The following is a 14,778-nucleotide window of genomic DNA, read 5'->3' as shown; positions in this document are numbered from 1 at the left end:
GAGTTAGTCATGGTGAGTTTAGAGAAGAACGATCGTGTAATGTTGGCGCGCCAGCTGCCATTAAAATCTGTTGCCCTGATCCTGGCCGGTGGCCGCGGAACCCGTCTGAAAGATTTAACCAACAAACGAGCCAAGCCTGCCGTGCACTTCGGCGGTAAGTTCCGCATTATCGATTTTGCTTTATCCAACTGTATTAACTCCGGGATCCGCCGCATCGGCGTAATCACTCAGTACCAGTCCCACACGCTGGTGCAGCATATTCAGCGCGGCTGGTCGTTCTTTAGCGAAGAGATGAACGAGTTCGTCGATCTGCTGCCTGCCCAGCAGAGAATGCAGGGTGAAAACTGGTATCGCGGCACGGCGGACGCGGTGACCCAAAACCTGGATATCATTCGACGCTATAAAGCGGAATATGTGGTGATCCTCGCGGGCGATCATATTTATAAGCAGGACTACTCACGCATGCTGATCGACCACGTCGAGAAAGGCGCGCGCTGCACCGTGGCCTGTATGCCTGTGCCGATCGAAGAAGCCAGCGCGTTTGGCGTAATGGATGTTGATGAAAACGACAAAATTATCGAATTCGTTGAAAAACCCGCCAACCCGCCAGCTATGCCAGGCGATCCGACCAAATCGCTTGCCAGTATGGGGATCTACATCTTCAACGCCGATTATCTGTATGAACTGCTGGCGGAAGATGATCTCGATGAAAACTCCAGTCACGATTTTGGCAAAGACATCATCCCAAAAATCACCGAAGCTGGCATGGCGTATGCACATCCATTCCCGTTGTCCTGCGTGCAGTCTGACCCGGAATCCGAGCCGTACTGGCGCGATGTGGGAACGCTGGAGGCCTACTGGAAGGCGAACCTCGATTTGGCTTCGGTGACGCCTGAACTGGATATGTACGACCAGGACTGGCCAATCCGAACGCACATGGAATCGCTGCCACCGGCGAAATTTGTTCAGGACCGTTCCGGCAGCCACGGCATGACGCTGAACTCGCTGGTTTCCGGTGGCTGTATTATTTCGGGTTCGGTGGTGGTGCAGTCCGTACTGTTTCCGCGCGTGCGGGTGAATTCTTTCTGTAACATTGATTCGGCAGTGTTGTTACCTGAAGTGTGGGTTGGACGTTCGTGCCGCTTACGTCGTTGCATTATCGATCGCGCCTGCATCATTCCTGAGGGCATGGTGATTGGCGAAAATGCGGAAGAAGATGCTCGTCGCTTCTACCGCTCAGAGGAAGGCATTGTGCTGGTCACGCGTGAAATGCTACGCAAACTGCAAATCAAACAGGAGCGATAATGCAGGTTTTACACGTTTGTTCAGAGATGTTCCCCCTGTTAAAAACCGGGGGGCTGGCGGATGTTATTGGGGCGTTACCTGCGGCACAAATTGCGGACGGTGTGGATGCCCGCGTATTGCTTCCGGCGTTTCCTGATATTCGTCGCGGCATTCCCGATGCGCAGGTCGTGACGCGTCGGGATACCTTCGCCGGACGGATAACGCTGTTGTTCGGACATTACAACGGCGTCGGCATTTATCTGATTGATGCGCCACATCTCTATGACCGTCCCGGTAGCCCGTATCACGACACCAACCTGTTCGCTTATACCGATAACGTCCTGCGTTTTGCGCTGTTGGGTTGGGTCGGCTGTGAAATGGCCTGCGGCCTTGATCCATTCTGGCGCCCGGATGTGGTGCATGCGCACGACTGGCACGCTGGCCTGGCACCGGCATATCTGGCGGCGCGTGGCCATCCGGCGAAATCGGTGTTCACCGTACACAACCTGGCGTATCAAGGCATGTTTTATGCAAAGCATATGGATGACATCCAATTGCCATGGTCGTTCTTTAATGTGCACGGGTTGGAGTTTAACGGCCAGATTTCGTTCCTGAAGGCCGGGTTGTACTACGCCGACCACATTACGGCGGTCAGTCCGACCTACGCGCGGGAAATTACCGAGGCGCAGTTCGCCTACGGCATGGAAGGGTTGTTGCAGCAGCGTCATCGCGAAGGGCGTCTTTCCGGCGTACTGAACGGCGTGGATGAAAAAATCTGGAGCCCGGAAACCGATCTGCTGCTGGCGTCGCGCTATACGCGCGACACGCTGGAAGAGAAGGCGGAGAACAAACGGCAGTTACAGATCGCGATGGGACTTAAGGTTAACGATAAAGTGCCGCTGTTTGCCGTCGTCAGCCGTCTGACCAGTCAGAAAGGGCTGGATCTGGTGCTGGAAGCGCTGCCGGGACTGTTAGAGCAGGGTGGACAGTTGGCATTGCTTGGCGCGGGCGATCCGGTTTTACAGGAAGGTTTCCTCGCCGCGGCGGCGGAACATCCGGGGCAGGTGGGTGTGCAGATCGGCTATCACGAAGCCTTCTCGCACCGCATCATGGGTGGGGCCGATGTCATTTTGGTTCCCAGCCGTTTTGAACCGTGTGGCTTAACGCAGTTGTATGGACTGAAATACGGCACGTTGCCGCTGGTGCGACGTACCGGTGGGCTGGCTGATACGGTGTCTGATAGTTCGCTGGAGAACCTGGCGGACGGTATCGCCAGTGGGTTTGTATTTGAAGATAGTAATGCCTGGTCGCTGCTACGGGCGATCCGGCGTGCTTTCGTATTGTGGTCCCGGCCTTCGCTGTGGCGGTTTGTACAACGTCAGGCCATGACCATGGATTTTAGCTGGCAAGTCGCGGCGAAGTCATACCGTGAGCTTTACTATCGCTTGAAATAGTTATCCAGGAATCACCTATATGAATGCTCCATTTACTTATGCATCGCCCACACTCAGCGTAGAGGCACTTAAGCATTCTATTGCCTACAAGCTGATGTTCACGATTGGTAAAGACCCGGTCATTGCCAATAAACATGAGTGGCTGAACGCCACATTGTTCGCGGTGCGCGATCGTCTCGTGGAGCGCTGGCTGCGTTCTAATCGTGCGCAATTATCCCAGGAAACTCGTCAGGTCTATTACCTGTCTATGGAGTTCCTGATTGGCCGCACGCTTTCCAATGCACTGTTATCGTTGGGGATTTATGACGATGTCAAAAATGCGCTGGAAGGCATGGGGCTGGATCTTGAAGATCTGATCGACGAAGAAAACGACCCGGGTCTTGGCAACGGTGGCCTCGGGCGCCTGGCGGCCTGCTTCCTGGACTCGCTGGCAACGCTGGGACTGCCGGGACGTGGCTACGGTATTCGCTATGACTACGGCATGTTCAAGCAAAACATTGTTGATGGCCGACAGAAAGAGTCGCCGGACTACTGGCTGGAATACGGTAACCCATGGGAGTTCAAACGCCACAATACGCGCTACAAAGTGCGTTTTGGCGGGCGTATTCAGCAGGAAGGCAAGAAAACGCGCTGGATAGAAACTGAAGAGATCCTCGCGGTTGCCTACGACCAGATTATCCCCGGTTACGACACTGATGCCACCAACACGCTGCGCCTGTGGAATGCACAGGCCAGTAGCGAAATCAACCTTGGTAAATTCAATCAGGGCGATTACTTTGCGGCGGTGGAAGATAAAAACCACTCCGAGAACGTTTCCCGCGTGCTGTATCCGGATGACTCCACCTATTCGGGACGCGAGCTGCGCTTGCGTCAGGAGTATTTCCTGGTCTCCGCCACGGTGCAGGATATCCTGAGTCGTCATTACCAACTGCACAAAACCTACGACAACCTGGCGGACAAAATTGCTATTCACCTCAATGACACCCATCCGGTGCTGTCGATCCCTGAGCTGATGCGTCTGCTGATTGATGAGCACAAGTTTAGCTGGGACGATGCCTTTGAGGTGTGCTGTCAGGTCTTCTCGTATACCAACCATACGCTGATGAGCGAGGCGCTGGAAACCTGGCCGGTGGATATGCTGGGTAAAATTCTGCCGCGCCACCTGCAAATCATCTTTGAGATTAACGATTACTTCCTGAAAACGCTGCAGGAGCAGTATCCGAGCGATACGGGTCTGTTGGGGCGGACGTCGATCATCGATGAATCCAACGGCCGCCGGGTGCGTATGGCATGGCTGGCGGTGGTGGTGAGCCACAAGGTTAACGGCGTGTCGGAACTGCACTCCAACCTGATGGTACAGTCGCTGTTTGCTGACTTTGCGAAGATCTTCCCGACCCGCTTCTGCAACGTTACCAACGGCGTGACGCCGCGTCGCTGGCTGGCGCTGGCTAACCCGCCGCTCTCTGAGGTGCTGGATGAGAATATTGGCCGCACCTGGCGTACCGATCTCAGCCAGTTGAGCGAGCTTGAACAGCACTGTGATTTCCCGTTGGTGAACCAGGCGGTACGCCGAGCGAAGCTGGAGAACAAAAAACGTCTGGCCACGCTCATTGCCCAGCAGCTTAACGTGGTAGTGAATCCGAAATCGCTGTTTGATGTGCAGATCAAGCGTATTCACGAATACAAACGTCAGTTGATGAACGTGCTGCATGTGATCACTCGCTACAACCGCATTAAGGCCGATCCTGACGCTGAGTGGGTGCCGCGTGTGAATATCTTCGCCGGTAAAGCGGCTTCGGCCTATTACATGGCGAAGCACATCATTCATCTGATCAACGACGTCGCGAAAGTGATCAACAACGATCCGCAAATTGGCGATAAACTGAAAGTGGTGTTTATCCCTAATTACAGCGTTAGCCTGGCGCAGGTGATTATTCCTGCTGCCGATCTGTCTGAGCAGATTTCACTGGCCGGGACCGAAGCCTCCGGGACCAGTAACATGAAATTTGCGCTGAATGGCGCGTTGACCATCGGTACGCTGGATGGTGCCAACGTCGAGATGCTGGAACATGTGGGCGCAGAAAATATCTTTATCTTTGGTAATACGGCGGAAGAGGTTGAAGCCTTACGTAGTCAGGGCTACAAGCCGCGTGAGTATTATGAGAAAGACGAAGAGCTGCACCAGGTGCTGACGCAGATTGGCAGCGGCGTATTTAGTCCTGAGGAGCCGGGACGCTATCGCGACCTGGTGGACTCATTGATCAACTTTGGCGACCACTATCAGGTGCTGGCGGATTATCGCAGCTATGTTGATTGCCAGGATAAGGTTGATGAACTGTATCGTCATCCGGAAGAGTGGACCACCAAGTCGATGATTAATATCGCCAACATGGGCTACTTCTCGTCGGACAGGACGATCAAAGAGTACGCCGAAAACATCTGGCATATTGATTCGGTGCGGTTGTAAAACACGAGGCCGGGGGCGCTTCGCTTGCCCGGCCTACGTTTATGCACTTTTGTAGGCCGGATAAGGCGTCGCCGCCATCCGGCATTTTTATCAGGACGCCAGCGACAGCTGGTGCTTCTCAATGTATTCAGCCAGCCACTGGGTCATGCGTGACTGCTGCTCAGCGTTCAGCCACATACCTTCTTTCGTGCGACGCCACAACGCATCTTCCGCACGACGAACCCATTCGTGATCGACCAGATATTTCAGCTCGGCCTCATAAAACTCATGGCCAAAGTCTTCACCTAACTCGGCAAGCGAGGTGGCTTCGCCGATGACCCATTCGGTGTTGCTGCCGTAGGTGCGAGAATAATGGCGCGCCAGCGACTCGGTCAGGAACGGGTAGCGACGGCGCAGTTTGGCCGCGTAGTCTTCGCGATCGCCGCCAATGTCACCGCCTGGCAGAATGCACTCTTTGGTCCATGCAGGCCCAATGCCCTGATAGTACGACGCCAGTTTTTCCATCGCATGTTCAGCCAGCTTACGGTAGGTCGTCAGCTTGCCGCCAAAGACCGACAGCAGCGGCGCTTTGCCGTTTTCATCATGGATATCCAGCGTGTAATCACGGGTGATAGCCTGCGGCGAGTCGGACTCGTCGTCGCACAGCGGGCGCACGCCTGAGTAAGTCCAGACGATATCATCACGGCCCAGCTGTTTCTTAAAGTGCGCGTTGTAGACCTTCAGCAGGTAATTGATTTCACTCTCATCAATTTTCACCGCTTTTGGGTCGCCTTTGTATTCGACGTCGGTCGTCCCGATGATCGAGAATTCGTCCATCCATGGGATGACAAACACAATACGTTTATCTTCGTTTTGCAGGATGTAAGCCTGTTTCTGGGTATGGACGCGCGGCACCACGATGTGGCTGCCTTTAATCAGGCGAATACCGTACGGCGATGGCAGGTGCATGCCGTCGTCGAAGAACTCTTTCACCCACGGGCCGGTGGCGTTGACCAGACCGCGCGCCTGCCAGGTGTGCTTTTTGCCGGTATCGATATCTTCGGCTTCAACAATCCACAAACCGTTTTCACGGCGAGCGGAGGTGGCGCGCGTGCGGGTTAACACTTCTCCGCCTTTGCGTACGACCATTTGGGCATTTGCCAAAACCAGTCGTGCATCGTCTACCCAGCAGTCAGAATATTCGAAACCGCGCACAATCTCGGGTTTCATTACGGAATCCGCGCCAAAACGCAAACCGGTAGAACCTGGCAAACTGGTGCGTTTGCCCAGATGATCGTACATAAACAGACCAATACGGATCATCCACGCCGGACGCAGGTGCGGGCGATGGGGCAGACGAAAGCGCATTGGGAAGGCGATATGTGGTGCCATTTTCAACAGCACTTCACGTTCGGCCAGCGCTTCGCTCACCAGACGAAATTCGTAGTGTTCCAGGTAGCGCAGGCCACCGTGGATGAGTTTGGAGCTGGCGGAGGAGGTCGCGCAGGCTAAATCCTGTGCTTCCAGCATCAGTACGGATAATCCGCGTCCAGCGGCATCTGCCGCGATACCGGCACCGTTGATGCCTCCACCTATCACAATCAGATCTTTGGTTTCCATGCTGGCCTCTCGCACTTTCGTTATAGCTCATTAATGTTCGTTATCGAGCATAATAGCAAAGAATCGCGCCATTGGTAACATCGGATAAACAATTTACAGTGATACATATAACATTATGGTGTTTAACTGCCGTCGGGACGTACACTAAGAAGTAACATGTTCGAAAAGCGTCACCTGCTAATAAAGAAGAGAGAGCAATGGATCAGTTTGAATGTATTAATGTCGAAGAAGCGCATCAGAAGCTGCATCAGGGAGCTGCGGTGTTAGTGGATATCCGCGATCCGCAAAGCTATGCCATGGGGCACGCCCCGCAGGCGTTTCATCTGACGAACGACACGCTGGGGTCATTTATGCGTGAGCATGATTTCGACACCACCGTGTTGGTGATGTGTTATCACGGCAACAGCAGTAAAGGCGCGGCGCAATATCTTCTGCAGCAGGGTTATGACGCGGTTTACAGCGTTGACGGCGGCTTCGATGCCTGGCATCGACATTTTCCGGCAGAAGTGGCATACGGTTCGTAAGCTAACAAAGATGCAGCCTGAAACGGGCAGGATATATATACTGTCCTCTTTTGTGTGGATGAAGCGACAGCAACCATGTTGATGATTACCTCTTTTGCTAACCCCCGCGTGGCGCAGGCATTTGTTGATTATATGGCGACACAGGGCGTTATCCTGACGATTCAACAACATCAGCAAACGGATGTCTGGTTGGCGGATGAGTCCCAGGCTGAGCGCGTGCATGCTGAACTGGCGCGATTTCTGGAGAACCCGGGCGATCCGCGCTATCTGGCGGCAAGCTGGCAGTCAGGGCAGACCGACAGCGGTTTGCGCTATCAACGCTATCCGTTTCTTGCCACGTTGCGCGAACGTGCGGGTCCGGTGACCTGGGCGGTGATGGCCGCGTGTGTGCTGGTGTTTATCGCAATGAATGTGATGGGTGACCAGGCGGTTATGCTCTGGCTGGCATGGCCGTTTGATCCTACGCTGAAATTTGAATTCTGGCGTTATTTCACCCACGCGTTTATGCACTTCTCACTGATGCACATTCTGTTCAACCTGCTGTGGTGGTGGTATCTCGGCGGTGCGGTTGAAAAGCGTCTGGGCAGTGGAAAACTGATTGTTATTACCGTGATCAGCGCCCTGTTGAGCGGTTATGTTCAGCAGAAATTTAGCGGCCCGTGGTTTGGTGGATTGTCTGGCGTGGTATATGCGCTGATGGGCTACGTGTGGTTGCGCGGCGAGCGCGATCCGCAGAGCGGTATTTTCCTGCAGCGTGGTTTGATTATCTTTGCGTTGATGTGGATTGTTGCCGGCTGGTTTGATTTGTTCGGCATGTCGATGGCGAACGGCGCGCATATCGCCGGGCTGGCCGTCGGTCTGGCAATGGCATTTGCTGATACTATTCATGTGCGAAAACGAACGTAATTTCAGGGAACCATAATGAAGCAAACACAACGACATGACGCGATCATCGAACTGGTAAAAAAACAGGGATACGTCAGCACCGAGGAGCTGGTGGAGCATTTCTCCGTCAGCCCACAGACGATTCGCCGCGATCTCAACGATCTGGCCGATCAGAACATGATTTTGCGCCATCACGGCGGCGCGGCGCTGCCCTCCAGCTCGGTCAACACGCCATGGCATGACCGTAAAGCGACGCAGACGGCGGAAAAAGAGCGCATTGCCCGCAAAGTCGCCACGCAGATCCCGAATGGCTCCACGCTGTTTATTGATATCGGCACCACGCCGGAAGCGGTCGCTCATGCGCTGCTTAATCACAGCAACCTGCGCATTGTGACCAACAACCTCAATGTGGCGAATACGCTGATGGCAAAAGAGGATTTCCGCATTATTCTGGCCGGTGGCGAACTGCGTAGCCGTGACGGCGGTATTATGGGCGAAGCGACCCTCGACTTTATTTCACAGTTCCGTCTGGACTTTGGCATCTTAGGGATAAGCGGTATCGACAGCGATGGTTCGCTGCTGGAATTTGATTATCACGAAGTTCGCACCAAACGCGCCATTATTGAGAATTCACGTCATGTGATGCTGGTGGTGGATCATTCGAAGTTTGGGCGTAATGCGATGGTGAACATGGGCAGTATCAGCATGGTGGATGCAGTATATACCGACACGCTACCGCCTGCTGGCGTGATGCAGGTCATTGCTGACCATCATATCCAGTTAGAGTTGTGCTAAGCGGGTTCCAGGCCTGATACGCATAGCGCATCAGGCGTTAACTAAACGCCATACCCCATCATCTTCAGCAGTTTCTGCGCATGTTGCACCGCATCCTGGCGGTGCGCCACGCCGAGCTTTTGGTACAAATTGCGGATGTGCGTCTTAATGGTCGTCGCGGCAACAGCCAGCTCACCGGCAATCTGCTCGTTGCTGTAGCCAGAATAAATCAGACCGAGAACCTGCCATTCACGCTGGGTCAGCGGGCTGGTACGGATCAGCTCCGGGACGTCCGGGTGGGTGAGCAGGCGTTCAACGAATCCTTCATCAAAGTGGGCGAATTTGTGGCGGTGATGCTGGTTAATCTCGCGCAAAATACGCTGCGCACGATGCTGTTCAAGTTCCGGTAATGTGTTGAGCTGAATCAGCTGGCGTAACTGCTGCGCCATGGCCTCGCCTTCGATCACAAAGTGGCTGATGAACCCGGTGCGGTTCGCCAGTTGCAGGGCGTCGAGCAACACCCGCTGTGCGTCATTTTTGCGCCCCGCCTGCCAGTACAATTGATTAAGCAGCAGCAGGTTACGGTTCAGATCGCTCATCAGGCGCAGATTGCGCGCATTTTCATTCAACTCTTCCAGCACAATCTCAGCCGGTTCAAACTCGCCCAGCAGGATCTGCGCACGGGCGATGTTGCGCCACTGTCCTTGCAGGAAGTGGTTATTGGCGAATTCCGGTTTCGGCGTGTGGCGCAGCCAGTTGGCGGCTGAATTTTTGTCGCCGACCATTTGCCAGTAAATCACCCGGACTTTATCAGCGTTCGAGATCCAGTCGCTGTGATAGTGGCCATTACCCAGCAGGTTTTCCAGACGGTTGAGCAGGCTACGCGCGTTGTCCAGATCGCCACGCGCCAGCGAACACTGAACCTGCAGCGCCAGACACTGTAGCTGCTGCTGCGGCTGGAAGGTGGAAAGTAGTTCAATACCCGAGCGAGCAGACGCTTCCGCTTCGTCCAGGCGCGCCCATGCCCACAGGAGCTGCGCACGAATGCGCACCAGGAACTCGTGCATCGGCAGCTGTTCGAGGTGCTGCTCTTTGATCAGTTGGAACGCTTTTTCCTGGATTTCCCAGGCGGCCTGCAAAAAGCCCTGGGCAAACAAGATTTCACTTTGCTGAATAAGACTCCACAGGGCGTAATGCCAGACGTCATGATGGCGCGCCATTTGTTCGGTTTGCTGCATCAACGCCAGAGAACGCGTGAGGTCGCCCTTACAGTGCAGAACTTCGCCGTGTACCGAGGTGGCGACAATTCGGCTATAGAACCAGGCGATGGGTAATTCATCCAGCGCCAGTTTCGCCAGACGCTCGGCTTCATCAGGATTTCCGTCGTTAATCGCGACCTGCGCTCGCAGGGCGTTAAATTCAGCATGTAGCGTCTGTTCCATATCGCCTTTCATTTCCTGCTCAGCGCGCGCCAGCAGGGTATTCACCTCGCCGTAGCGGTGCTGGCTTTGCATCAGCCAGGCTTGCAGCAGAACCAGACGCGGATTTTCCAGCAGGCTTTCCCACGGCAGAGCTTTCAATGATTCTTCAAGTAATGCCAGTTCGCTGTGGTTAAACAGCCCCCACGCATGATTGAGCAGAATGTCGCGCAGCATATGGGCGTCGCCTGCCGCCAGCGCGTGGTGGATGGCTTCGGTCGGAAAACCTTGCGCCATCCAGCTTTCAGCGGCGGCGCGGTGTATTTCGGGAAGTTCGGTAGCTAACTCCCACTGGCAACGCTGGCGTAAAAAGCTGCCAAATAGCGGGTGATAGCTAAACCATTCGCCGACATCATCCATCCGCTGCAGGAATAATCCCTGGCGCTCAATTTCCTCCAGCCGCATTTGGCCGTTTTCTTCGCCCGTGACCCGAACAATCAGCGCATCGTTCATCGAGCGCAGGATGGCGCTTTTTAGCAGGAAATGGCGGGTTCCGATATCGACGCTGTCCAGGACTTCATCGACCAGATAATCGGATAAATGGCTGGCGTTGATACCGGCCAGACGTCGTGCCGACTGGTGGGCGGAATGGTTGTTCTGACGGGCAGATAAGGCGATCAGCTGTAACGCCGTGGCCCAGCCTGCAACGTCATCGCACATGCGGCTACTTTCCGCAGCCTCAATCGGGGAGGACAGGCGACGGTCAAAGAATTGTTTGGCTTCCTGGTGGTTAAACGCCAACTGCTGACTGCCGATTTCCAGCAGTTGATCGCGTACGCGCAGGTTGGCAATGCCCAGTTGCGGTAGGTTTCGCGACAGCACGACTAACGTCAGATTCTCCGGCTGATGGCGCAGGAAAAAACGCATCGCTTCGTGGATGGCTGGATTGGAGATCAGATGATAATCATCCACGACCAGATAGAGTGGACGATGCCACTCTGCCAGTTCAATGAACAACTGGGCAAACAGTGAAGTCAGGCTGGCATACTGGCGTTTTTGCACCATGGCTTCGCTGGTGGTGCAGTGCCCACCGGTCGCCTGTTGGATTGCCGCAATCAAATAGCTGGCGAAGCGCTCTTGCTGGTTATCGCCTTCATCCAGGGAATACCAGCCTAATTCGTTCTTCCCCGCCGCCCATTGTGAAACAAGCGTTGTTTTTCCATAACCAGCAGGACTTGTTATCAGGGCAAGCCTGAAATTGTTCGCGCCGGAAAGTTTAGCCAACAGGCGCTCACGAACCACCGTATGGTCGAGTCGAACCGGACGACTTAATTTAGACGGAATCAACATAAGTTAGTCACTTCACTGTGTGAATATGGGGGAAAACGATTTTTTTTGCGCTTCGTAATTAATAGATATAAGGTCGGCCAGAACGGGATTTATTGCAAGCTAAGCGGACTTTTTGTGTGTCTGATTTTGCACTATGTCACAAATCTATACATCTATTGCAATAATTGTTTTAAAGAGTCGCAACAGGCATGGTGACTGGATCCAGCGTTATTTTTACGGGGCGGAATAACTCCTCTTCTTTTATATGGTTACTGTGGTGATGAATAAAAGTCGATGAATTTTGTGCTCGACTTAAAACTTTCATGTGAAATATCTCAAGCAGAATGTGTATTTCAGGTTAGAAACTATTTCTCCGTTTACATATTTTTTCTAAATGTCATCTTCCTGTTTGATATTGTCTGGATAATCCCTTTTGATTAATGCGAAAACCGCGATGCATTTCAGGGGTATGCGCAGAGCCTGCGTATTTATCAGCCATAATACCCCTCGTAAAGTGGCGGCGATCACATTTTAACGCTCATCCCCGCTCCTCCTCCCTACCTAATCCCTGGCAGGATGAGGAAGGTCAACAACGAGCCTGGCAAACTAGCGATAACGTTGTTTATTACCTAAGGACCTGGAATCCCTATGTCACAGCCTACTTTCAACAAAGATCAATTTCAGGCTGCCCTGACGCGTCAGTGGCAGCGCTTCGGTTTATCGTCGGCTCACGAAATGACGTCGCGCCAGTGGTGGCAGGCCGTGAGTGGGGCGTTGGCTGAGTTACTCAGCGCCCAGCCTGCGGTGAAACCGGCAAAAAATCAGCGCCATGTTAACTATATCTCAATGGAGTTTTTGATTGGCCGTCTGACGGGGAACAACTTGCTCAACCTGGGCTGGTATCAGGCGGTGAGCGACGAGCTGAAAGCACACGACATTAACCTGACCGACTTGCTGGAAGAAGAAACCGATCCGGCGTTGGGGAACGGGGGGCTGGGCCGTCTGGCTGCGTGTTTCCTCGACTCGATGGCAACGGTTGACCAGTCGGCGACGGGCTATGGCCTCAACTATCAGTACGGCTTATTCCGTCAGTCATTTGCTGATGGGCAACAGATGGAAGCTCCGGATGACTGGCATCGCGGCAGCTACCCGTGGTTCCGCCACAACGAAGCGCTGGATGTGCAGGTAGGGATTGGCGGCAAGGTCAGCAAACAAGGCCACTGGGAGCCGGGATTCATCATCACCGGTCAGGCCTGGGATCTACCGGTTCTCGGCTACCGCAACGGCGTGGCGCAGCCGCTGCGTCTGTGGCAGGCCAGCCATGCGCATCCGTTTAACCTGACCAAATTTAACGACGGTGATTTCCTGCGCGCCGAGCAGCAGGGTATCGACGCTGAAAAACTGACCAAAGTGCTGTACCCGAACGACAACCACACGGCGGGTAAAAAGCTGCGCCTGATGCAGCAGTACTTCCAGTGCGCCTGCTCCGTAGCCGATATTCTGCGCCGCCATCATCTGGCGGGACGTAAACTGCACGAACTGGCCGACTACGAAGTTATTCAACTGAACGACACCCACCCGACTATTGCGATCCCTGAACTGCTGCGCGTGCTGATCGATAAGCACCAGATGAGCTGGGACGATGCGTGGACGATCACCAGCAAGACGTTTGCGTATACCAACCACACTTTGATGCCAGAGGCGCTGGAGTGCTGGGATGAGAAGCTGGTGAAAGCGCTATTACCGCGCCATATGCAAATCATCAAAGAGATTAACGACCGCTTTAAGACGCTGGTCGATAAAACCTGGCCGGGTGATGCTGAAGTCTGGGCGAAGCTGGCGGTGGTGCACAACAAACAGGTGCGCATGGCCAACATGTGCGTGGTCAGCGGCTTTGCGGTTAATGGTGTGGCGGCGCTGCACTCCGATCTGGTGGTGAAAGATCTGTTCCCGGAATATCACCAACTGTGGCCGAACAAATTCCACAACGTCACCAATGGGATTACCCCACGTCGCTGGATTAAGCAGTGCAACCCGGCGCTGGCTGCGCTGCTGGATAAATCGCTGAAAAAAGAGTGGGCCAACGATCTCGACCAGCTGATTAATCTGGAAAAATACGCTGACGACGCGAAGTTCCGTCAGCAGTATCGTGACATCAAGCTGGCGAACAAAGAGCGCCTGGTGAAGTTTATTAAAGCGCGTACCGGTATTGAAATAACGACTAACGCTATCTTTGATATTCAGATTAAACGTCTGCATGAGTACAAGCGTCAGCACCTCAACCTGCTGCATATTCTGGCGTTGTACAAAGAAATCCGTGAGAACCCGCAGGCAGATCGTGTGCCGCGCGTATTCCTGTTTGGTGCGAAAGCGGCTCCAGGTTACTACCTGGCGAAAAATATCATCTTCGCCATCAACCAGGTTGCACAAACTATCAATAACGACCCGAAAGTTGGCGACAAGCTGAAGGTCGTGTTCCTGCCGGATTACTGCGTCTCGGCGGCGGAAATGCTGATCCCGGCGGCAGATATCTCTGAGCAGATTTCAACCGCAGGGAAAGAGGCTTCCGGCACCGGTAACATGAAGCTGGCGCTGAACGGTGCGTTAACCGTCGGTACGCTGGATGGCGCAAACGTCGAAATCGCCGAAAAAGTGGGCGACGAGAATATCTTTATCTTTGGTCATACCGTGGAAGAGGTGAAGGTGCTCAAAGCCAAAGGCTACGACCCGGTGAAATGGCGTAAAAAAGACAAAGTGCTGGATGCTGTCCTAAAAGAGCTGGAAAGCGGGAAATACAGCGACGGAGACAAGCATGCCTTTGACCAGATGCTGCACAGTATCGGCAAGCAGGGCGGCGACCCGTATCTGGTGATGGCGGACTTTGCGGCTTACGTTGAAGCGCAGAAGCAGGTTGACGTGTTGTATCGTGACCAGGAAGCCTGGACCCGGGCAGCGATTCTGAATACTGCCCGTTGCGGCATGTTCAGTTCAGACCGCTCCATCCGCGATTATCAGGCGCGTATCTGGCAGGCGAAACGCTAAGG

At 54.0% G+C, this 14,778-nt stretch carries 9 protein-coding genes; 7 read left to right on the top strand and 2 right to left on the bottom strand.

What is annotated here, in order from left to right; translation table 11 throughout:
* Window positions 1–9: 9 nt before the first annotated feature.
* The 3 genes from glgC to glgP are packed head-to-tail and all read left to right on the top strand — an operon-like array spanning window position 10 to window position 5,205.
* A complete protein-coding gene (gene glgC, locus EHN13_RS19955) occupies window positions 10–1,305 on the top strand; it encodes a glucose-1-phosphate adenylyltransferase (RefSeq protein WP_124021961.1) in 1,296 nt (431 codons plus the stop codon).
* Complete coding sequence (gene glgA, locus EHN13_RS19950) at window positions 1,305–2,738, top strand: glycogen synthase GlgA (protein WP_048213567.1); 1,434 nt, start codon at window positions 1,305–1,307, stop codon at window positions 2,736–2,738. Before glgC ends, glgA begins: the two co-directional genes overlap by 1 nt.
* A gap of 19 nt (window positions 2,739–2,757) precedes the next feature.
* Window positions 2,758–5,205, top strand: a complete 2,448-nt coding sequence (gene glgP, locus EHN13_RS19945) for a glycogen phosphorylase (RefSeq protein WP_124021960.1) — start codon at window positions 2,758–2,760, stop codon at window positions 5,203–5,205.
* Window positions 5,206–5,295: 90 nt separating this feature from the next.
* On the opposite strand, the gene glpD is transcribed toward glgP, so the two are convergent.
* Window positions 5,296–6,804, bottom strand: coding sequence for a glycerol-3-phosphate dehydrogenase (gene glpD, locus EHN13_RS19940; RefSeq protein ID WP_048213565.1), 1,509 nt, complete (start codon window positions 6,802–6,804; stop codon window positions 5,296–5,298).
* Window positions 6,805–7,001: 197 nt separating this feature from the next.
* Between glpD and glpE the strand changes: the two genes are divergently transcribed.
* The 3 genes from glpE (at window position 7,002) to EHN13_RS19925 (ending at window position 9,008) form a co-directional block, all read left to right on the top strand.
* A complete protein-coding gene (glpE, locus tag EHN13_RS19935; protein WP_048213564.1) occupies window positions 7,002–7,328 on the top strand; it encodes a thiosulfate sulfurtransferase GlpE in 327 nt (108 codons plus the stop codon).
* Window positions 7,329–7,403: 75 nt separating this feature from the next.
* Window positions 7,404–8,234, top strand: coding sequence for a rhomboid family intramembrane serine protease GlpG (gene glpG / locus EHN13_RS19930; RefSeq protein ID WP_048213800.1), 831 nt, complete (start codon window positions 7,404–7,406; stop codon window positions 8,232–8,234).
* A gap of 15 nt (window positions 8,235–8,249) precedes the next feature.
* Window positions 8,250–9,008 carry a DeoR/GlpR family transcriptional regulator gene (locus tag EHN13_RS19925; protein ID WP_003023499.1) on the top strand — a complete coding sequence of 253 codons (759 nt, stop codon included), beginning with the start codon at window positions 8,250–8,252 and terminating at the stop codon, window positions 9,006–9,008.
* A 41-nt stretch (window positions 9,009–9,049) separates the two neighbouring features.
* Here EHN13_RS19925 and malT read toward each other — a convergent pair whose 3' ends face one another.
* On the bottom strand, window positions 9,050–11,755 hold the full coding sequence (gene malT / locus EHN13_RS19920) for an HTH-type transcriptional regulator MalT (RefSeq protein WP_048213563.1): 2,706 nt from the start codon (window positions 11,753–11,755) through the stop codon (window positions 9,050–9,052).
* Window positions 11,756–12,382: 627 nt separating this feature from the next.
* Here malT and malP point away from each other — a divergent pair.
* On the top strand, window positions 12,383–14,776 hold the full coding sequence (malP, locus tag EHN13_RS19915; RefSeq protein ID WP_124021959.1) for a maltodextrin phosphorylase: 2,394 nt from the start codon (window positions 12,383–12,385) through the stop codon (window positions 14,774–14,776).
* Window positions 14,777–14,778: the final 2 nt, after the last annotated feature.

Source organism: Citrobacter youngae (genome assembly GCF_003818115.1).
Lineage (GTDB): Bacteria > Pseudomonadota > Gammaproteobacteria > Enterobacterales > Enterobacteriaceae > Citrobacter > Citrobacter youngae.
Note: the sequence above shows the minus strand (reverse complement) of the source record. Positions and strands in the feature narration are given on the sequence as shown.